Raw genomic sequence first — 21224 nt, 5'->3', positions numbered from 1 at the left:
GGTGCCTTCCTCGTGGTGGCCGCGCTCATCCTGCTCACGGCGCTCGTGCCGCGCCTCGGCACGCTGATCGCGGCGATCCCGCCGTCGATCGCGCAGGCGATGCTCGCCGGGGTTCTGCTGCCGCTCTGCCTCGCCCCGATCACCGGGATCGTCACCAACCCCTGGGGCGTGGTGCCGGTCGTGCTCACCTGGCTCATCGTCACACGGCTCGCTCCGCGCTGGGCTGTGCCCTCCGCCTTCGTAACCGCCACGGTCGTCGTGGTGGCCTACATCGCGGCATCCGGAACCGATGTCGACCCGGCGGTGCTGCTGCCCACCCTAGCGTTCACCGCTCCCACCTTCACGGTCGGGTCGATCATCGGCATCGCGCTGCCGCTGTTCATCGTGACGATGGCGTCGCAGAACGTGCCCGGCATCGCCGTGATGCGCAGCTTCGGGTACGAGGTGCCGTGGCGACCGGCGATGCTCGTCACCGGCATCGGCACCGCACTCGGCGCGACCGCAGGCGGCCATGCGATCAACCTCGCGGCGATCAGCGCCGCCCTCGCCGCAGCGCCGGACGCGGAGCCCGACCCTGCGCGGCGGTGGATCGCGGGAGTCTCGACCGGCGTCTCGTACATCGTGCTCGGCGGCCTGTCGGCCCTCTTCGCGGCGCTGGTGCTGCTGGCACCCGCAGGCGTCATTCCCGCGGTTGCGGGAATCGCCCTTCTGGGCGCCTTCGGCTCTGCGGTGCAGCAGGCCATCGACGACCCCGGCGAGCGGATGCCCGCCGTCGTGACGTTCCTCGCCGCGGCATCCGGCGTCGCGCTGCTCGGCATCAGCGCCGCATTCTGGGCCCTCGTCGCCGGCCTGATCGTCCGCGCCGCGCTGCACGTCGGCCGGTAGACGGACGTCGCGGATCCGCCGCAGGGGGGATGTCCGATCGAACCCTCCATCCCTAGCCTGAAGACATGAGCTATCTCAGACTCGACGGCATCACCAAGAGCTACGGCTCGCGCAAGGTGCTCGACGGCATCCGGTTCGACGTCGCCCCCGGGCGACTGACCGGTTTCGTCGGCGGCAACGGAGCGGGCAAGACGACCACCATGCGCATCATCCTCGGCGTTCTCGCCGCCGACGGCGGCACCGTGACGCTCGACGGGCGACCGGCGACCGCCGACGACCGGCAGGGCTTCGGATACATGCCGGAGGAGCGCGGGCTGTACCCGAAGATGAAGGTGCTCGAGCAGGTCGTCTACCTCGGCCGCCTGCACGGCTTCAGCAAGACCGACGCCGCGGCGCGCGGCACCGCGCTGCTCGAGGAGCTCGGGCTCGGTGAACGGCTCGACGAGAAGATCGAGGCCCTGTCGCTGGGCAACCAGCAGCGGGCGCAGATCGCCGCGGCGCTCGTGCACGACCCGCAGGTGCTCATCCTCGACGAACCGTTCTCGGGCCTCGACCCGCTCGCGGTCGACGTGGTCGCCGAGGTGCTGCAGCGCCGCGCCGCGGCAGGGGCGGCCATTCTCTTCTCGTCGCACCAGCTCGACGTCGTCGAGCGGCTGTGCGACGACCTGATCATCATCGCCGGGGGCACGATTCGCGCGGCGGGCTCGCGCGACGAGCTGCGCTCGGCGCACTCGACGCTGCGATACCAGCTGCACTCCAGCGGCGACGCCGGCTGGCTGCGCACCGAGCCGGGCATCTCGGTGATCGACTTCGAGGGCGGATCGGCGCTGTTCGACGTCGACGCTCCCGACACCGCGCAGCGCGTGCTGCGCCAGGCCCTGGATCGCGGGGCCGTGTCGAGCTTCGCCCCGCAGCATCCGTCGCTCGCCCAGATCTTCAAGGAGGTCATCGCATGAACAACGCCGTCTGGCTCGTCGCCGAACGAGAGATCATGGCGAAGCTGCGCAGCCGCGCGTTCGTCATCGCCACCGGCATCCTGCTTCTGATCGCCCTCGCCGGGGTCCTCATCGGCGGCCTGATGGGCAAGAGCCCGACCTCGGATGCGATCGCCGTCACACCCGAGACCGCGGCGGTGATCGACGGGATGCCCGGGCTCGAGGCACACGAGGTGCCCGACCGCGAGGCTGCCGAAGAGCTCGTCACGAGCGACGAGGTGGAGGCCGCCCTCGTTCCCGGCGACCCGACCGGATTCGGGTACGTGGTGCTCGCGAAGGACGGCGCACCGTCCGGTCTCATGATGATGCTGTCGCAGTCGCCCACCGTCGAGGTGCTGCAGCCGGCCGACACCGACCCGCTGCTGCGCTACCTGGTGGCGCTCGGATTCGGGCTGGTGTTCCTGATCGCCGCATCGACCTTCGGCGGCACGATCGCGCAGAGCGTGGTGGAGGAGAAGCAGACCCGCGTGGTCGAGCTGCTCATCTCGGCGATCCCGACGCGGGCGCTGCTCGCCGGCAAGGTGCTCGGCAACACCGCGCTCGCGATGGGTCAGATCATCGCGTTGGCCGTGATCGCGATCGTCGGACTGATCGTGACCGGGCAGGAGGACGTGCTCAGCGGCATCGGCGCCCCCATCCTCTGGTTCGCGGTGTTCTTCCTGTTCGGCTTCGTGCTGCTCGCGGCGCTCTACGCGGCGGCGGCGGCGATGGTGTCGCGTCAGGAGGACATCGGATCGACGACCATGCCGCTGATGATGCTCGTGATGGCGCCGTACTTCCTCGTGATCTTCTTCAACGACAACCCGCTGGTGCTGACGATCATGTCGTACGTGCCGTTCTCGGCCCCGGTCGCGATGCCGGTGCGGATGTTCGTCGGCGAGGCGCAGTGGTGGGAGGGAGCGCTGTCGCTCGTCATCCTCGTCGCGTCGTGCGTCGCGGCGATCGTCGTCGCGGCGAAGATCTACGAGAACTCGCTGCTGCGAATGGGGTCGCGGGTCAAGCTCGCGGAGGCGCTGCGCGGCTGAGCCGCGGGCCTCGCCGGCCCGCTCGAGAGACCATGACTCCGAATGCGGGGAATATGCATCCGCATGCAAGAGTTATGGTCGACGGACGATGAGGTCCGCGTGACATCCGTTCCCCCCACCGAAAGGCCTCATCCAATGAGCTCCCCTGTCCTCGACCGCACCGCCCAGACCGAACATCCGGTGCTCGACATCCTCGCCGACCGGTGGAGCCCACGCGCCTACGACGCTGACGCTCCGGTCGACGAGGCCAAGCTCGCCTCGGCGCTCGAAGCCGCACGCTGGTCGCCGTCGGCGTACAACTCCCAGCCCTGGCGGTTCATCGTCGCGCGCCGCGGCACCGAACTGCACAGCGGAGTCGTGTCGACTCTGGTGGAGTTCAACCAGGCCTGGGCCGCGCACGCCGCGGTGCTCGTCGTCGCCATCGCCGAGACCGCGTCCGAAGACGGCACGCCCAACACGCACGCGATCTACGACCTGGGCCAGGCTGTGGCGCACCTGTCGGTGCAGGCGCACTCCGATGGTCTTCACGTGCACCAGATGAGCGGCTTCGACCCCGAGAAGGTGCGCGGGCTCGTCGGGCTCGACGCGCGCTTCGCGCCGACCACCGTGGTCGCCGTCGGCGACCTCGGCAGCGCAGACGGCCTGCCCGAGGGCATCCAGCAGGGCGAGACGGCCCCGCGGATGCGTCGTCCGATCGGCGAGACGGTCATCGCCAGCGCCTGACGCCGGAACCTGTCGAGAGCGCCGTCCCCTTCCGGGGCGGCGCTCTCGTCGTCATCGTGGCCGGCATTCGCTGTCGTTCAGGGCGTCTGCGGCGCGCACCAGCGCGAGGTGCGAGAACGCCTGCGGGGTGTTGCCCAGCTGACACCCGGCGATCGGGTCGTACTCCTCAGCGAGCATCCCCACGTCGTTGGTCAGCGAGCAGAGCCGATCCATGAGCTCGACCGCCTCGTCACGGCGCCCGGTGCTCGCGTACTGCTCAACGAGCCAGAACGAGCACGCGAGGAACGGACTCTCCGACCCCGCCAGACCGTCTACACCGCTCTGCGTGCGGTACCGGTGCAGCAGGCCATCGTGCATGAGCGTCTGCTCGATGCGGTCGACCGTCGCGAGCATCCGCTCGTCGTCTGGTCGGCAGTAGCCGACCTCCGGAAGCAGCAGCAGCGACGCATCCACCTCCTCGGTGTCGTAGTGCTGCGTGAAGTGCCCGTCGCGGACCCCACGCGAGTCGATCTCGTCTCGGAGCCGGTCGCGCAGCGACCGCCACGTCTTGACCGCGCCGGGCAGGCCATGGTCCTCGACCGCCCGCACACCGCGGTCGAAAGCCGCCCACATCATCACCCGGGAATGGGTGAACATGCGCGCAGGCCCGCGGATCTCCCAGAGGCCGTGATCCGGATGGTCGATCTGCTCCGCCGCGAATCGCAGCAGGCTGCGCTCGAGCGGCCAGGAGAACGCGCTCTCGACCAGGCCGGCCTTGCGTGCGGCCGACAGGGTCACCAGCACTTCGCCCACCACATCGGCCTGATACTGCGACCACGCACCGTTGCCGACGCGCACCGGCGACGACCCGGCGTAGCCGGGCAGCGCGGTGAGCTCGCGCTCGAACAGATCCCGCTCACCCGCCAGGCCGTACATGATCTGCAGATCCGCCGGATCACCGGCCCCCGCGCGCAGCAGCCACTCGCGCCAGCTGTCGGCGAGTCCGAGGAACCCGTGGTCGAGCAGCGCCTCGAGTGTGAGCGCGGCGTCGCGCAGCCAGACGTAGCGGTAGTCCCAGTTGCGCTCGCCGCCGATCTCCTCGGGCAGCGCCATGGTGGCCGCTGCCGCGATCCCCCCGGTCTCGTGATTGGTGAGAGCGCGCAGGATGAGCAGCGACCGCACCACCTTCTCGTGGTGGGGTCCGGAGTGCTCGATCGTGTCCGCCCAGCTCTGCCACCACTTCTTCGTCGCCTCGAGCACGTCGTCCACGTCGAGCGGGCCGGGTGCCGGACGGTGCGACGGGAACCACGCCAGCTGCAGGGCGCGCACGTCGCCCGCGGCGACGCGCACCTCGCCGCGGTGTTCGTGATCGGCGGCCGTCAGGCGCGCCCCACGCACCACCAGCGCATCTGGGCCCGCCATCGCGACCAGCTGCGGTTCGGCGTCGGTGCCCATCTGCCGCACCCACGGCATGGCACGGGAGTAGTCGAACCGGATGCGCAGGCTCTGCACGAACACCATCTCCCCGGCGACTCCCACGATGCGGCGCACGACATCCGTTCGCCGGATCTGCACGCTCGGGTCAGGATCGATCGGCATGAAGTCGTGCACTTCGGCGACGGCGTCGCCGCTGCGCCAGCGGGTGATCAGCACGAAGGTGTCGCGGTCGTAGTGACGGGTGGCCGTGGCATCCGGATCGTCGGGACGCAGCATCCACCGCCCGTGCGACTCGTCGCCCAGCAGGGCGGCGAAGGTGCTGGGCGAGTCGAGTCGCGGCAGGCACAGCCAATCGATGCTGCCCTCTCGCGACACGAGTGCCGCTGCACGGCAGTTGCTGAGCAGGGCGTAATCCTCGATCGGCGTCACCACATCCGCAGTCTGGCATCGCCGCCCGACCGGCTCCACCCCCCTTGCGCGCGGTTCGGCGGCGACTACCCTCAGTGCCATGTCGACGACCAGAACACTCTTCATCCTCGGCGCGACCGGCGATCTCACCTCGCGCCTGCTGCTGCCCTCGCTCGCGTCTCTGCTCGGCAAGGAGCACAAGCGGCGGGTGATCTTGCGCGGGTCGGGCACCGAGAAGGGGGATGCCGAGACCTGGCGCGCCACGGTCGAGAAGGCGTTCTCCGACTCGCCCCGGGCACTGGATCACGTCGACATCGCCGACTACATCCAGGCCGATGTGACCGATGCGTCGGCCGTGGCATCGCTCGTCGACACCCTCGACCCGCATACCGTGCTCTACTTCGCCCTGCCCCCGGCAGTCACCGCCGCCGCGATCGATGCGATGACCGGCCTGACGCTGCCCGAGGGCACGGTGCTCGCGATGGAGAAGCCGTTCGGGCAGGACGAGGCGACCGCCCGCGAGCTGAACGAGAAGCTGCTCGCCCTGGTTCCCGAGAAGCAGATCTTCCGCGTCGACCACTTCCTCGGCCGGTCCACCCTGCTCAACCTGCTCGGCGTGCGGCTGGCCAACCGCATCTGGGAGCCGGTGTGGTCTGCCGAGCACATCCAGGAGGTGCTGATCCGGTTCGATGAATCCGTCGCCCTCGAGGGACGCGCCCGCTACTACGACAGGGCCGGCGCGATGATCGACATGATCCAGAGCCACCTGCTGCAGGTGCTCGCCCTGCTCGCGATGGACCCGCCCGCCACACTCGGCGAGCGCGATCTGCGCGATGCGAAGGCGGAGGTGCTGCGCGCCACGCACGTGATGCACGACGATCCGGCTCGCTTCTCACGGCGCGCGCAGTACACCGCCGGCGTGCAGCAGCTCGCCGACGGGGGCTCGCGTGAGCTGCCGTCCTACCGCGACGAGGAGGGAGTCGACGACTCGCGACAGACCGAGACGCTCGCCGAGGTCGTCTTCGAGGTGGCCAGCGATCGCTGGGCCGGGGTGCCGTTCACTCTGCGCTCGGGCAAGGCACTCGAGCGCAAGCGCTCGGAGATCATCGTGACGTTCAAGCCGGTGCGGCACGTGCCGCCGGGGCTGAACGGCACACCGGCCGACGGCGGGCGCCTTACGTTCTCGCTCGGTCCGGACGAGATGCACCTGCGGCTGCACATGACGGGCGGCGATGACCCGTTCGCCCTGCGCGACGAGGATCTCGTCGCGGAGCTGGGCGCCGGGCAGCAGCGCTCGTACGAGGAGGTGCTCGACGAGCTGCTCGACGGCGATGTCGCCCTGTCGGTGCGGGCGGATGAGGCCGAGCAGTGCTGGCGGATCATCCAGCCGGTGCGGGATGCCTGGGCTCGCGGCGAGACGCCGCTCGACGAGTACCCCGCCGGCTCCACCGGCCCGTCAGGCTGGCAGACCTCGACGCACGACTGAACTGCGCTGCAGAACGCCGCGAGACTTCACTTCCAGCATGAGACCGGGCGCGCGTGCGCAGGTCTCGTGCCGGAGGTGAAGTCTCGCGGGGATGTCAGGATGTCGAGTGTCAGTGCTCCGGCGCCCGCACGGGAACTTCCTGGCCCTCACGGTCGACGATCTTGCCGTCGACGACGGAGTCGCCGTCCTCGAGCGCGTCGAGGTACTGCACCGGGATGCTGCGCGTGGGCGCCGCGGCCAGGGTGCTGGCCCCCTTCGAGCGGCGAGCGCCGACGTGGTTGAACAGCAGGTTGAGGAAGATCGCGGCGACCGCCGCCGAGCTGATGCCGGAGTGGAAGATCGTGTTGAACCAGTCGGGCATCTGGTCGTAGATCGTGGGCGCGGCGATCGGCAGCATGCCGATGCCGAGCGACGACGCCACGATGATGAGATTCATGTTGCCGCGGTAGTCGACCTTGGCCAGGGTGCGGATGCCGGATGCGGCGACCGAGCCGAACAGCACGATGCCCGCGCCACCCAGCACCGGCGAGGGGATCTCGCCGACCACGCGGCCCAGCACCGGCAGCAGACCGAGGACGACGAGCACCACACCACCGGCGGTGACGACGAAGCGGCTCTTCACACCCGTGATGGCGACCAGACCGACGTTCTGCGCGAACGCCGACTGGGTGAAGGTGCCGAACACGGGCGAGACGGCGCTGGAGAGCATGTCGGCGCGCAGTCCGTCGGCGATGCGCTTCTTGTCGACCTTGGTGCCCACGATCTCGCCCACGGCGAGGATGTCGGCGGTGGTCTCGGTGAGGGTCACGAGGATCACGATGAACATCGAGATGATCGCGGCGATCTCGAACGTCGGCCAGCCGAACGCGAACGGGGTCGGGAAGGCGAAGATGGCACCCTCGCCGACCTGCGAGAAGTCGACGCGTCCGAGGAAGGCGGCGAAGATCGTGCCGGCGACGATGGCGAGCAGGATCGACAGGCGCGAGACGGCCCCGACCGGCACCTTGCTGAGGATCAGCACGAACAGCAGCGTGACGAACGCCAGCAGCAGGTTCTCGGGCGCGCCGAAGTCGGCGGCGTCGGAGTTGCCGCCCATCGCCCAGCGGGCGGCGACCGGCAGCAGGGTGAGGCCGATGGTCGTGATCACGACACCGGTGACGACCGGCGGGAAGAACCGGATCACCATCGCGAAGACCGGGGCGATCAGCAGGCCGATGACGGATGCCGCTATCACCGATCCGAACACCGACGGCAGCCCGCCGCCGTTCGTCACGATCGCGCCCATCGTCGCGACGCCGGCGAACGACACGCCCTGCACGAGCGGCAGCTGCGAGCCGAAGAACGGGATGCCGACGGTCTGCAGGATGGTGGCCAGACCGCCCATGAACAGGCACGACGCGATGAGCACGCCGATCTCGGCGGGGCTCAGGCCCGCGATCTGCCCGATGATCAGCGGCGGGGCGATGATGCCGCCGTACATCGTGAGCACATGCTGGAGCCCGTACCCGAAGGTGGCTCCGATGGACAGGCGCTCGTCTTCGGGGCGGAGGGTTGCCTGTGTCTTCTGTTTCGTCATGTCGACCTCTTCGTCGTGTCGGGTGATCGGTTATCAGGTGGAGGGGTGGTGCCGGATGGAGGAGCGCGTCGCGTCAGCGATCCCGCACGAGCAGGACGCGAACGACGCAGCCGTGGTGTGGCGACCGCGGCGCGCGTCGGCGCTGTCGCCGGTGCGGATGCCGAGCGGCTTCGTCAGCCGGATGCTGCGCTGCGGTGCGGTGCGGTCATGCGGGTGCTCCAGGTCGTGATCAGCGGAGCCAGCTCAGTTCGCCTGTCTGCTGATCCAGGTACTCCGTCTTCGGAGTAGTCCAGATTCAACCACGCAACAACGTGCAGGTCAATAATTTTTTCCGAAGAACGAATGAGTTATTCCACATGTCGAAATACATTTGCGCGTGGAAAAGCCCCGCGGAGCCTTCCGATCCGCCATGCCACCCGCGTCGAAACGCAGGTGAGGATCGGGACGAAGGTTCCGCGGGGCTCGAGCCGGGCCGGGTCGGCCGGATCAGGCGCCGGACGTGTCAGACGCTGGACGACGAGGCGCCGGCCGCCGTGAGCGCCAATCCGCTGCCGTCGGCCGCCACGTCGACGCGCACCGTGTCGCCGTCGCGCACGCCGCCCGAGAGCAGTGCCGTCGCCAGACGGTTCTGCACCTCGGTCTGGATCAGCCGGCGCAGCGGGCGCGCGCCGAACACCGGGTCGTAGCCGCGCTCGGCGAGCCAGGCCCTGGCGTCCGGAGTCACGGCCAGCGTCAGCCGGCGATCGGAGAGCCGACGCTGCAGACCGTCCACCGCCAGCTCGACGATCTGTGCGAGGTCGTCGTGCGAGAGCGCCGAGAACATCACGATGTCGTCGAGACGGTTCAGGAACTCGGGGCGGAACGACTGCCGTACGAGCGCCATCACGGCCTCGCGCTTCTCGTCGGGCGACATGACCGGGTCGATGAGGATGGGCGAGCCGATGTTCGAGGTGAGGATGAGGATGACGTTCGAGAAGTCGACCGTGCGCCCCTGCCCGTCGGTGAGCCGGCCGTCGTCGAGCACCTGCAGCAGCACGTCGAACACCTCGGGATGCGCCTTCTCGATCTCGTCGAGCAGCACGACCGAATAGGGACGCCGGCGAACGGCCTCGGTCAGCTGACCGCCCTGCTCGTAGCCGATGTATCCCGGAGGGGCGCCGACGAGACGCGAGACCGTGTGCTTCTCGCCGTACTCGCTCATGTCGATGCGCACCATCGCGTGCTCGTCATCGAACAGGAACGCGGCGAGCGCCTTGGCCAGCTCGGTCTTGCCGACGCCGGTCGGGCCGAGGAACAGGAACGATCCGGTCGGGCGGCCGGGATCGCTGATGCCGGCGCGCGAGCGCCGCACGGCATCCGACACCGCCTTCACCGCTTCCTTCTGACCGATCAGACGGCGACCCAGTTCGCTCTCGAGATGCAGCAGCTTCTCGCTCTCGCCCTGCAGCAGACGGCCGACCGGGATGCCGGTCCACGCGGCGATCACGGCCGCGATGTCCTCTTCGGTGACCTGCTCGTTGACCATGCGACCCTCATCCGAGACGGCCTGCTCGGCCTGCTCGGCCTCGGCGATCTCGGCGTTCAGGCGCCGGATGGTCTCGTACTCGAGCTTGGACGCCTTCGTGTAGTCGCCCTCGCGCATCGCCAGGTCGCGCTGCGTGGTCGCCTCGTCGAGCCGCTTCTTCAGCTCGCCGACCCGGTTCAGCCCCTGGCGCTCGCGCGCCCAGCGCTCTTCGAGCGCGCCCAGCTCGCTCTCGAGACCCGACATCTGCTCGCGCAGCGCCGCCAGCCGCTCCTTCGACGCGGGATCCTTCTCCCTCTTCAGAGCGAGCTCTTCGAGCTTCATCCGGTCGACCTGGCGCTTGAGCTCGTCGATCTCGACGGGCGACGAGTCGATCTCCATCTTCAGCCGCGACATCGCCTCGTCGATCAGGTCGATCGCCTTGTCGGGCAGCTGCCGGCTCGGCAGGTAGCGGTTCGACAGTGCGGCGGATGCCACGAGCGCGGTGTCCGAGATCGTGACCCCGTGGTGCGCTTCGTACCGGCCCTTGAGTCCGCGCAGGATCGCGACCGTGTCCTCCACGCTCGGCTCGCCGACGTACACCTGCTGGAAGCGGCGCTCGAGCGCGGCATCCTTCTCGATGAACTCGCGGTACTCGTTGAGCGTCGTGGCGCCGATCATGCGCAGCTCACCGCGGGCGAGCATGGGCTTGAGCATGTTGGATGCCGCGACCGACCCCTCACCGCCACCCGCGCCCATGAGCACGTGCAGCTCGTCGATGAAGGTGATGACCTTGCCGTCGGACTCGGTGATCTCCTTCAGCACGCTCTTGAGGCGCTCCTCGAACTGGCCGCGGTACATGGCGCCCGCGACGAGCGCGGAGATGTCGAGCGAGACGAGCTCTTTGTCCTTGAGCGACTCGGCGACGTCTCCTGCGACGATGCGCTGCGCGAGCCCCTCGACGACGGCGGTCTTGCCGACGCCGGGCTCGCCGATGAGCACGGGATTGTTCTTCGTGCGCCGGGTCAGCACCTGGCTCACGCGACGGATCTCGCTGTCGCGGCCGATCACCGGGTCGAGCTTGCCCTGGCGGGCGCGATTCGTGAGATTGATGCCGAACTGCTCGAGGGCGCTCTGCTGCTCTTCAGACTGTGCCGGGTTGGCCATTCGTTCCTCCTGGAGGGAGACTCCTTCAAAGTTGAGTTGGGTCGACTCAAGTTTACGTGCAGGGCAGACGAAGAGCAAGCCGCCCGCCTTGACCGAACGCTGAGCGGCCGATTACACTGACCGACACCGTGAGGATCGTCCTCAACTCAGAGCAGAGAGGGGCCGCGATGCTGCAGTACGTTCTTGTTCACGCAACCGCGCCCGTCGAGAGCTCCACCGCGTGGGGGAACTGGTACGCCCACGGCGCCTGAGCAGCCGCCCACGGAATCGCGCTTCACACCGATTCCGAGGCTTCGTCGTCGGCTCGCCGGAGATCAGCGCGACCCACGCACGACGTCGATGCGATCGCCGGACGCGATCGCGGCGGCGCTCACCCTCGGAATCCCCGCCGGCACGCACGCAGCGTGCGCCAGACGCCGCCGCGTCACACCCGAGGAGAGACACAATGACTGACATCACGGTCACCGTGAACGGGCGCAGCCGCCCGCTCGACGGTGTCGCCACCCACACCACCGCGCTGGACTGGCTGCGCGACCGCGGGCTGCCCGGCAGCAAGGAGGGCTGCGCCGAAGGCGAATGCGGCGCCTGCGCCATGATGATCGCCACCCCCGACGACGACGGCACCACCCGCTGGACGCCGGTCAACGCGTGCCTCGTGCCGGTCTACGCCCTCGACGGGCAGGAGATCGTGACCGCTGAGGGGCTCGGCGGCGTCGAGAACCTGCATCCGGTGCAGCAGAAGCTGGCCGAGGCCGGCGGCTCGCAGTGCGGATACTGCACCCCGGGCTTCGCGTGCAGCATGGCGGCCGAGTACTACCGCCCAGAGCGCGGCACCGACTGCCCTGCCCACGACGGCGAGCAGCAGGATGGCGAGGGACCCGACGACGACGGCCTCGAGGCCGGCCCCAACGGCTTCGATCTGCATGCCCTCAGCGGAAACCTGTGCCGCTGCACCGGCTACCGGCCCATCCGCGACGCCGCCTACTCGCTCGGCTCTCCCGAGCAGGATGACCCGCTGCAGCAGCGCCTGGCGCAGCCCGCGCCCGCAGCCGTCGCGACGGATGCCGAGGTCGCGGGGTCGCGCTTCGTCCGCCCGGCCACCCTCGCCGAGGCCCTGCGTCTGCTCCGCGAGGAGCCGGATGCCCTGATCGTCGCCGGGTCGACGGACTGGGGTGTCGAGGTCAACCTCCGCGGCCGCCGCGCCCCCTTCGTCGTCGCGATCGACCAGCTCGACGAACTGCGCGCACTCACCGTCACCGACGAGATGATCGAGATCGGCGCGGCTCTGCCGCTGTCCGACATCGAACGCCGTCTCGACGGCCGTGTGCCGCTGCTCGCCAAGCTGTTCCCGCAGTTCGCGTCCCGTCTCATCCGCAACCGCGGGACCATCGGAGGCAACCTCGGCACCGGGTCGCCGATCGGCGACACCCCACCCGCGCTGCTCGCCCTGGATGCAAGGCTGGTGCTGGCATCCGCAGACGGCGAGCGCGAGGTGCCGCTGGCCGAGTACTTCACCGGCTATCGGCAGACCGTGCGCGCGAAGGACGAGCTGATCACCGCGGTGCGCATCCCGCTGCCGCTGGCGGAGTACAGCGCGTTCCACAAGATCTCCAAGCGCCGCTTCGACGACATCTCCTCTGTCGCGCTCGGTTTCGCCTTCGACATCACCGGCGGCACCGTCACCTCCGCGCGCATCGGTCTGGGCGGCGTCGCCGCCACCCCGCTGCGCGCCACCGTCACCGAGGAGGCGCTGATCGGCAAGCCGTGGAACATCGCCACGGTCAAAGCGGCATCCGCGGTGCTGCAGTCCGAGGGCACCCCGATGTCCGACCACCGCGCCAGCGGCGACTACCGCGCGCACATGCTGGGCTCCGCCCTGCTGAAGTTCTACAGCCAGACCGTCATCCAGTCGAAGGAGGTGTCGGCATGAGTGCTCTCGCCGACCGCCCGGAGAACCCCGTCGTCGGACAGAGCGCGGTGCACGAGAGTGCGGCGCTGCACGTGACCGGAGCGGCGATGTACACCGACGACATCGCCACGCTGACCGCCGGCGTGCTCACCGCCTGGCCGGTGCAGTCCACCAGCGCGCATGCCCGTGTGAGCATCGACGTCTCGGGAGCGTATGAGGTTCCCGGAGTCGTGCGCGTGCTCACCGCCGACGACGTGCCCGGCCTGAACGACGCCGGCATCCGCAACGACGAGCCGCTCTTCCCGAGCGAGGCGATGTTCTACGGGCACGCACTGGTGTGGGTGCTCGGCGAGACGACCGAGGCCGCGCGTCTCGGGGCCGAGCGGGTGAAGGTCGATTACGACGAGCTCCCGTCGCTGATCACGGTGCATGACGCCATCGAGGCCGGATCGTTCATGGGTACACCGCGCACGGTCGCCCGCGGCGACGCGGCCGCGGGGCTCGCCGCCTCGGCCCACGTCTTCGAGGGCGTCACCGAGTTCGCCGGTCAAGAGCACTTCTACCTCGAGACCCACGCGTCGTTCGCGGTGCGCGACTCCGAGGGGCAGTACTTCATCCAGTGCTCCACCCAGCACCCGACCGAGACGCAGGACCTGGTCTCGCACGTGCTGGGCATCCCCGCCAACGAGATCACCGTGCAGTGCCTGCGCATGGGCGGCGGCTTCGGCGGCAAGGAGATGCAGCCGCACGGCTTCGCCGCCATCGCCGCGCTCGGCGCCAAGCTCACCGGCCGTCCGGTGCGCGTGCGCCTGAACCGCACGCAGGATCTCACGATGACCGGGAAGCGGCATCCGTTCCACATCAGCTGGAAGGTCGGCCTCGACGAGGACGGCATGCTGCAGGCCCTCGATGCCGTACTCACCGCCGACGGAGGCTGGTCGATCGACCTGTCCGAGCCCGTGCTCGGCCGCGCGCTGTGCCACCTCGACAACGCCTACTGGATCCCGAACGTGCACGCCTACGGGCAGATAGCGAAGACCAACAAGCAGTCGAACACCGCGTACCGCGGCTTCGGCGGCCCGCAGGGCGTGTTCCTCATCGAGGACATCCTCGGCCGGATCGCGCCGTCGCTCGGCATCGACCCTCTCGAGCTGCGTCGCCGCAACTTCTACCAGGCGGGTCAGAGCACCCCGTACGGCCAGCCCGTGAAGGATGCCGAGCGGATGCCGACCATCTGGGACCAGCTCGCCGACGAGGCGTCGATCGCGCAGCGGCGGGCCGAGATCGACGCGTTCAACGCCGCGAGCCCCGACGTGAAGCGCGCCATCTCGATGACGCCGATCAAGTTCGGCATCTCGTTCAACTTCGCCGCGTTCAACCAGGCCGGTGCGCTCGTGCACGTCTATAAGGACGGCTCGGTGCTGGTCAACCACGGCGGCACCGAGATGGGCCAGGGCCTGCACACCAAGATGCTGCAGATCGCGGCCACCGCACTGGGCCTCGAGCTGCACCAGGTGCGCCTCGCCCCCACCCGCACCGACAAGGTGCCGAACACGTCGGCCACGGCCGCGTCGTCGGGCGCAGACCTCAATGGCGGCGCCGTGAAGAACGCCTGCGACCAGATCCGCGAGCGCATGGCCGCCGTCGCCGGGCGCCTGCTCGGCGTCGACGAGCGCGACGTGCGCTTCGGCGGCGGCTACGTGACCGGGCTCGGCAAGTCCGACAGGCTGACCTTCGCCGAGGTCGCGAAGGCGGCGTACTTCCAGCGCGTGCAGCTGTTCGCGGCGGGCTATTACCGCACCGCCGGTCTGCACTGGAACCCCGAGACCATGCACGGCTCGCCGTTCAAGTACTTCGCGTACGGCGCGGCGGCCACCGAGGTCGAGATCGATGGCTTCACCGGCGCGTACCGCATCCGCCGCGTCGACATCGTGCACGACGTGGGCGACTCGCTCTCGCCGATGCTCGACATCGGCCAGATCGAGGGCGCGTACGTGCAGGGCATGGGCTGGCTGACTCTGGAGGATCTGCGGTGGGATGTCACCGACGGCCCGCATCGCGGCCGCCTGCAGACCCAGTCGGCGTCGACCTACAAGCTGCCGAGCTTCTCGGAGATGCCCGAGGAGTTCGCCGTTCGCCTGTTCCAGAACGCCCGTGAGGACGGCGCGGTCTACGGCTCGAAGGCCGTCGGCGAGCCGCCGTTCATGCTCGCGTTCAGCGCCCGCGAGGCGCTGCGCGATGCCGTCGCGGCCTTCGGCCCGGCCGGCCACTCGGTCGATCTGGCCTCGCCGGCGACGCCGGAGGCGGTGTACTGGGCGGTCGAGGCCGCCCGCGCGGCACAGGGCGCGGCGGAGCCTGCAGCCGAGCTCGCAGTGGTCTGACATGGTCGACTGGCTGGATGCCCTGCGCGCGCTGCGCGAGAGCCGCACCCCCGCGGTGATCGTGACGCTGGCGATGGTGCGCGGTCACGCGCCCCGCAACGGCGGCGCGAAGATGGTCATCTCGCCCGGCGATCAGTTCGGCACGATCGGTGGCGGCAACCTCGAGGCGACCGCCACCGATCGCGCCCGCGAGATGCTCGCCTCGGGCACGGCCGAGCCCCAGCTGCTGACGCTCACGCTCAGCGACAAGGCGACGACCGAGTACGGCGTGCAGTGCTGCGGAGGAGAGGTGACGATCATGCTCGAACCTGTTCGCGTGGTGCCCTCGGTGGCCGTGTTCGGCATGGGGCACGTGGGCCTGGAGCTCGCGCGCATCCTGTCGCGGCACGAGCTGTCGCTGCATCTCGTCGACTCCCGCGCCGAGATGCTCGACCCCGCGCGTCTCGCGCCGGCCACGACCGATGCCGTGGCGAGCATCCAGCCGCATCACGCGCCGGTGCCCGAGTCGGCCCTGCTGGACATCCCGGCCGGGGCTCATGTGCTCGTGATGACGCACGACCACGTCGAGGATCTCGCGATCGTCGACCAGTCGCTGCGCACACCCGGGCTCGGGTCGGTCGGTCTGATCGGCTCAACCTCGAAGTGGGCGCGGTTCCGCAAGAAGCTGCACGAGCTCGGTCACACCGACGCGGACCTCGCCCGGGTGACGACCCCGATCGGCATCCCGGAGGTGGCGGGCAAGCAGCCCGCCGTCATCGCCGTGAGCGTCGCCGCGCGCATCCTGCAGCTCATCGAGGAGGCGGCGCCGCTGCCGACCGAATGACATTCTGCGGAATGCCGGAATGCACGAAATGCATTTCGGCATTTCGCGATGCACCATTTCAGGAAAAGGAGAATCCGCCCCGCACATGAATGGTGCGCGGGCTCATTTCTGTTCCCGAGAGAAGCACGCCGCGCAACGAGAAAGGCCCCGATCCTCGGAATGAGGATCGGGGCCTTTCCTTTACACTCAGCCTGCGAGCATCGCTTCGATCGGGCCGCGCACGAAATACAGCGCGAAGCCGGCGGCGACGACCCACATCAGCCAGTGCACCTTGCGGGCACGACCGGAGAAGGCGTTCACGAGCGCCCATGAGATGAAGCCCACCCCGATGCCGTTCGCGATCGAGTAGGTCAGCGGCATCGTCACGATGGTGAGGAACGCCGGCAGCGCCACCGCGAACTTCGTGAACTTGATCTCGCGGATCTGCGACATCATCATCGCGCCGACGATCACGAGGGCTGCCGAGCCCACCTCGATCGGCACGACCAGGGTGAGCGGGGTGACGAACATCGACAGCAGGAACAGCACGCCGACGACCAGCGAGGCGAGGCCCGTTCGGGCGCCCTCGCCGATTCCCGAGGCACTGTCGACGTACACGGTGTTCGACGACGTGGAGGTCACACCGCCGGCTACGGCGCCGAAGCCCTCGACGACGAACGCCGAGCGCAGACGCGGGAAGGTGCCGTCCTTGTAGGCGAGCCCGGCGTTCTTCGCGAGGCCGGTCATCGTGCCCATCGCGTCGAAGAAGTTCGAGAAGACGAGCGTGAACACGAGCATCGTGGCCGAGAGCATGCCCACGCGGCCGAAGGCGCCGAACAGGTCGAACTGGCCGATCAGACCGAAGTCGGGGATCGTGATCCACGCGGCCGGCAGCTCGGGGATGGTCATGTGCCAGCCGTTCGGGTCTTCGAAGGAGGGCCCGAGCTTCAGCACGGACTGCGCGATCAGCGCCACCACGGTGCTGACGACGATGCCGATGAGGATGCCACCGGGCACCTTGCGCGCCACGAGGATGCCGATGAGCACCAGGCCGAACACGAAGATCAACGTGGGCACCGAGGTGATCGAGCCGTTGTCGCCGAGCTGCACGGGCGGGCCGCCCGGGGTGCGGTTGACGAAGCCCGAGTCGACGAACCCGATGAAGGCGATGAACAGGCCGATTCCGACGGTGATCGCCGCCTTCAGCGCCTGCGGCACCGCCCTGAAGATGGCGGTGCGGATGCCGGTGGCGCCGAAGAGCACGATCAGCAGGCCGTTGATCACGACCAGACCCATCGCCTCGGGCCAGGTGACCTGGCCGACGACCGAGACGGCGAGGAACGAGTTGATGCCCAGGCCCGCCGCGAGGGCGAACGGCAGCTTCGCGAACACACCGAACAGGATCGTCATCACGCCGGCCGTGAGGCCCGTGGCGGCGCCGATCTGCGCAGCGTCCAGCGCCCCGCCGGACACGTCGGTGACGCCACCGAGGATCAGCGGGTTGAGGATCACGATGTACGCCATGGTCACGAAGGTGACCACGCCGCCGCGGATCTCGCGCGCAACGGTCGACCCGCGCCGGGTGATCTCGAAGAACCGGTCGAATGCGTTCTTGGGTGTGGCGTCGACCGTCGTCGTCGCCCCGGTCGCGAGGGGCGGCAGCTGCGCGTCGCCGCGGGCGAAGTGCCCGGCGGCGTCGTTGCCGACGACCTCCGTGGTGGACGTGTCAGCTGTGGTGGACGTGTCAGCGTCAGCTGACGTGGATCCGTCGGCCCCGGATGGGCGCGCGGAAGGAGGGAAAGGTGAAGACATCATCGGCTCCGAAAAGGGTCGGGGGTCAGTATTCGATGCGAGTGGGCGTGCTGCTCCACTCGGTGAAGGGGGCGACGCGCTGCGCAGGCGGCAGCGCGATGTCGGTCACGGGCATGACGGCCCGGTCGGCTTCGTCGCCCTCGAAGTAGCGGTAGAACGCCGCATCGTCGAAGCCGGCGTCGGCGGCGTCGTTGCGGTCGGCGGCGAAGTACACCCGCTCGATGCGCGCCCACAGCGACGTGGCCAGGCACATCGGGCAGGGCTCGCAGCTCGTGTAGAGCGTCGCTCCCGACAGGTCGAAGGTTCCGAGCCCGCGGCACGCGTTGCGGATCGCCGTGACCTCGGCGTGCGCCGAGGGGTCGAGATCGGCGGTGACGCGGTTGACGCCTTCGAAGACCTGCCCGTCGGCTGTGACGACCACGGCGCCGAACGGTCCGCCCTGATTGCGGACGTTGTCGACGGCGATGCGCACGGCCTCGGCCAGGTACGCGGCGGGATCGGGTGAGACTGTCGGGTCGGTCTGCGATTCGGGTCTGCGTATAGCGCTGCTGTTCATACGAGAGCTTCCTTGCTGTCGTAGCAGTGATACGGCTTATCGAGTCGGATCCGGATGGGATCGTTCTGCGAGATATACGTCGAACCGCTGACTGTTCAATTGAGCCGCATCTCGGATATCGCGGCGGTCCAACAATAGCAACATCATTTGCTCCCGTCCAGACAATTCAGGCGTGCATTTCCGCGGGCGACGACAAAAACACTCCCACGGCAATTCGCACGGGCGTCAGGGGGTCCGCACCCAGGTATCCGGTGCTAGCGTTTCTCGCGAGAGGACGTGATCATGGCGAGCAGGAGAATCGACGGCGACGGCCGTCCGGCCGGCTCGTCGACCGCGCTCACCGACCGGCTCGACCGCCCGCTGCGCGACCTGCGCATCTCGGTGACCGACCGCTGCAACTTCCGCTGCGTCTACTGCATGCCCAAGGAGATCTTCGGGCGCGACTACGCCTTCCTCGACCGCGACGAGCTGCTGAGCTTCGAGGAGATCACCCGCATCGCCACCGTCGCCGCCGCACACGGGGTGCAGAAGCTGCGCCTGACCGGAGGCGAGCCGCTGCTGCGCCGCGGCATCGAGCAGCTCATCGAGCAGCTCGCCGCCATCCGCACGCCCGACGGCCAGCCGCTGGATCTGGCCCTGACCACCAACGGCTCCGCCCTCGTGATGAAGGCCGAGGCGCTGAAGGCCGCGGGCCTGCAGCGCGTGACGGTCTCTGTCGACTCGCTCGACGATGCGCTCTTCCAGCGCATGAACGACGTGCGCTTCCCGGTGAGCCGCGTGCTCGACGGCATCGACGCCGCGCACGCGGCCGGTCTCGGGCCGATCCGGCTCAACATGGTGGTCAAGCGCGGCGTCAACGACGGCGAGATCATCGACATGGCGCGGCACTTCAAGGGAACCCCGTACACCCTGCGTTTCATCGAGTACATGGATGTCGGCAACACGAACGGCTGGTCGCTCGACGAGGTCGTGCCGTCGGCCGAGATCATCGAGCGCGTCGGCGCGGTCTTCCCGCTCGAGCCGGTCGCCCCGACCGTGCACGGCGAGACCGCGAAGCGCTGGCGCTACACCGACGGCAGCGGCGAGATCGGCGTGATCTCCAGCGTGACCAACGCGTTCTGCGGCACCTGCACGCGCGCGCGGATCTCGACCGAGGGAAAGCTGTTCACCTGCCTGTTCGCCTCGCAGGGCCACGACCTGCGGGCGCTCATGCGCGGTGGCGCCGACGACGTCGAGCTGGCAGCGGCCATGGCATCCATCTGGGGCGGACGAGACGACCGCTACTCGGAGATCCGCGCCGGCCTCACCCCGGCGCTGCGCACGCAGCGCAAGCGGATCGAGATGTCGTACATCGGCGGCTGAGCCGCCGCCTCACGCCAGAACGTCGGCGATGACATCCCACACGTCGTCGGCGACCGATCGCTTGGTTCCGGATGCCCGGGCGACCACCGCCCCGCCGTCGCCGATGACGTGCACGGCGTTCTGGGCGGACTCGAACCCGCGGTCCCAGCCGACCTCGTTCACCACGAGCAGGTCGACGCCCTTGCGCTCGCGCTTGCGGCGGGCACGCTCGAGCAGGTCGTCGCCGTCATCCGGGGTCTCGGCGGCGAACGCGACGATCACCTGGCCCGGGTGCCGGCGGGCCGCCAGGTGAGCCACGATGTCTTCGTTCTGCACCAGCTCGATGCTCTCGAGCGGGCCGGACTCCTTGGTGAGCTTGCGGTCGGACACGTCGGCAGGGCGGTAGTCCGCGACGGCGGCGGCCATCACGATCACCGCGGCCTCCTCCGACGCGCGGCGCATCGCGTCGCCGAGTTCGGCTGCGGTGCCGACGTGCTCGAGGCGGATGAGCGGATGCCGTTCGGCATCCGCCAGCACCGCGCCGTCGACGTGCGCGGCGACGAGCAGCACCTCGGCGCCCCGGTCGGCCGCGGCGAGTGCGAGCGCTGTGCCCTGTCGCCCACTGGAGCGATTGCCGAGGAAGCGCACGGGATCGAGCGGCTCACGGGTGCCGCCTGCCGAGACAGCCACGCGCAGGCCGTCGAGGTCTCTCTCCTGCTGGTCGCCGTCGAGCAGGGCGAGCGCCTCGGCCATGATCTGCTCGGGCTCGAGCATCCGTCCCGGTCCGGAATCTCCGCCGGTCAGCTCGCCCTCGCCCGGTCCGAGGATGGCGACGCCCCGGTCGCGCAGCGTGGCGATGTTCGCCTGCGTGGCCCGGTGGCGCCACATCTCGGTGTGCATCGCCGGAGCGATCGCGACCGGGGCGGTGGTGGCGAGCAGGGTGGTGCCGAGCAGATCGTCGGCGAGCCCCGCGGCCATCTTCGCGATCGTGTTCGCCGTCGCGGGTGCGACGATCACGAGCTCTGCTGCCTGTCCCAGGGCGACGTGGCGCACCTGCGCGACGTCCTCGTGAACGCTCGTCGTCACCGGCCTGCGGCTGATCGCCTCCCAGGTGGGCAGGCCGACGAAGCGCAAGGCGTCTGCGGTGGGCACGACGGTGACCTCGTGACCGGCCTTGATCAGCAGGCGCACCAGGTGCACGCTCTTGTACGCGGCGATCCCGCCGGTGACGGCGACGACGA

General features: G+C 69.3%; 15 protein-coding genes. 9 read left to right on the top strand and 6 right to left on the bottom strand.

Going from position 1 to position 21224, the window contains the following annotated elements; translation table 11 throughout:
- The 4 genes from RT309_RS05940 to RT309_RS05925 all read left to right on the top strand — a co-directional run.
- The coding region (locus tag RT309_RS05940; RefSeq protein WP_313355958.1) for a benzoate/H(+) symporter BenE family transporter at window positions 1-885 on the top strand (885 nt) is incomplete at its 5' end.
- A gap of 65 nt (window positions 886-950) precedes the next feature.
- On the top strand, window positions 951-1841 hold the full coding sequence (locus RT309_RS05935; protein WP_313355957.1) for an ATP-binding cassette domain-containing protein: 891 nt from the start codon (window positions 951-953) through the stop codon (window positions 1839-1841).
- Window positions 1838-2905, top strand: a complete 1068-nt coding sequence (locus RT309_RS05930; RefSeq protein ID WP_313355956.1) for an ABC transporter permease — start codon at window positions 1838-1840, stop codon at window positions 2903-2905. Before RT309_RS05935 ends, RT309_RS05930 begins: the two co-directional genes overlap by 4 nt.
- Before the next feature lie 135 nt (window positions 2906-3040).
- Window positions 3041-3628, top strand: coding sequence for a nitroreductase family protein (locus RT309_RS05925; protein WP_313355955.1), 588 nt, complete (start codon window positions 3041-3043; stop codon window positions 3626-3628).
- 51 nt (window positions 3629-3679) lie between these two features.
- Here the strand turns inward: RT309_RS05925 and RT309_RS05920 are convergent, their stop codons facing one another.
- Window positions 3680-5476, bottom strand: a complete 1797-nt coding sequence (locus RT309_RS05920) for a glycoside hydrolase family 15 protein (protein WP_313355954.1) — start codon at window positions 5474-5476, stop codon at window positions 3680-3682.
- Between the two features lie 76 nt (window positions 5477-5552).
- On the opposite strand from RT309_RS05920, the gene RT309_RS05915 reads away from it, so the two are divergent.
- Window positions 5553-6938: a glucose-6-phosphate dehydrogenase gene (locus tag RT309_RS05915; protein WP_313355953.1), complete on the top strand. Its 1386-nt coding sequence runs from the start codon at window positions 5553-5555 to the stop codon at window positions 6936-6938.
- A 109-nt stretch (window positions 6939-7047) separates the two neighbouring features.
- On the opposite strand, the gene RT309_RS05910 is transcribed toward RT309_RS05915, so the two are convergent.
- Together RT309_RS05910 and RT309_RS05905 are read right to left on the bottom strand one after the other, a co-directional pair.
- Complete coding sequence (locus tag RT309_RS05910; RefSeq protein ID WP_313355952.1) at window positions 7048-8514, bottom strand: nucleobase:cation symporter-2 family protein; 1467 nt, start codon at window positions 8512-8514, stop codon at window positions 7048-7050.
- Window positions 8515-9016: 502 nt separating this feature from the next.
- Window positions 9017-11182 carry an AAA family ATPase gene (locus tag RT309_RS05905; protein WP_313355951.1) on the bottom strand — a complete coding sequence of 722 codons (2166 nt, stop codon included), beginning with the start codon at window positions 11180-11182 and terminating at the stop codon, window positions 9017-9019.
- Between the two features lie 445 nt (window positions 11183-11627).
- Here RT309_RS05905 and RT309_RS05900 point away from each other — a divergent pair, with 445 nt between their 5' ends.
- From RT309_RS05900 to xdhC, 3 genes are read left to right on the top strand one after another with little or no spacing between them, the layout of a single operon-like run.
- A complete protein-coding gene (locus RT309_RS05900) occupies window positions 11628-13112 on the top strand; it encodes an FAD binding domain-containing protein (RefSeq protein ID WP_313355950.1) in 1485 nt (494 codons plus the stop codon).
- Window positions 13109-15472 (top strand): xanthine dehydrogenase molybdopterin binding subunit, encoded by a 2364-nt coding sequence (gene xdhB, locus RT309_RS05895; RefSeq protein WP_313355949.1) that lies wholly within the window; start codon window positions 13109-13111, stop codon window positions 15470-15472. The genes RT309_RS05900 and xdhB overlap by 4 nt, the downstream gene beginning before the upstream one ends.
- A gap of 1 nt (window position 15473) precedes the next feature.
- On the top strand, window positions 15474-16295 hold the full coding sequence (xdhC, locus tag RT309_RS05890; protein ID WP_313355948.1) for a xanthine dehydrogenase accessory protein XdhC: 822 nt from the start codon (window positions 15474-15476) through the stop codon (window positions 16293-16295).
- Window positions 16296-16481: 186 nt separating this feature from the next.
- Here the strand turns inward: xdhC and RT309_RS05885 are convergent, their stop codons facing one another.
- Both RT309_RS05885 and RT309_RS05880 read right to left on the bottom strand, forming a co-directional pair.
- On the bottom strand, window positions 16482-18086 hold the full coding sequence (locus RT309_RS05885) for an NCS2 family permease (RefSeq protein WP_313355947.1): 1605 nt from the start codon (window positions 18084-18086) through the stop codon (window positions 16482-16484).
- Between the two features lie 25 nt (window positions 18087-18111).
- Window positions 18112-18642, bottom strand: a complete 531-nt coding sequence (locus RT309_RS05880) for a nucleoside deaminase (RefSeq protein WP_313355946.1) — start codon at window positions 18640-18642, stop codon at window positions 18112-18114.
- 282 nt (window positions 18643-18924) lie between these two features.
- Between RT309_RS05880 and moaA the strand changes: the two genes are divergently transcribed.
- A complete protein-coding gene (gene moaA, locus RT309_RS05875) occupies window positions 18925-20004 on the top strand; it encodes a GTP 3',8-cyclase MoaA (RefSeq protein ID WP_313355945.1) in 1080 nt (359 codons plus the stop codon).
- Between the two features lie 9 nt (window positions 20005-20013).
- On the opposite strand, the gene coaBC is transcribed toward moaA, so the two are convergent.
- Window positions 20014-21224: bifunctional phosphopantothenoylcysteine decarboxylase/phosphopantothenate--cysteine ligase CoaBC (gene coaBC / locus RT309_RS05870; protein WP_313355944.1), on the bottom strand; the 1211-nt coding region annotated here is incomplete at its 5' end.

It is taken from the genome of Microbacterium sp. (assembly GCF_032084865.1).
Classification (GTDB): Bacteria; Actinomycetota; Actinomycetes; order Actinomycetales; family Microbacteriaceae; genus Microbacterium.
This window is presented reverse-complemented; position numbering and strand designations above follow the sequence as displayed.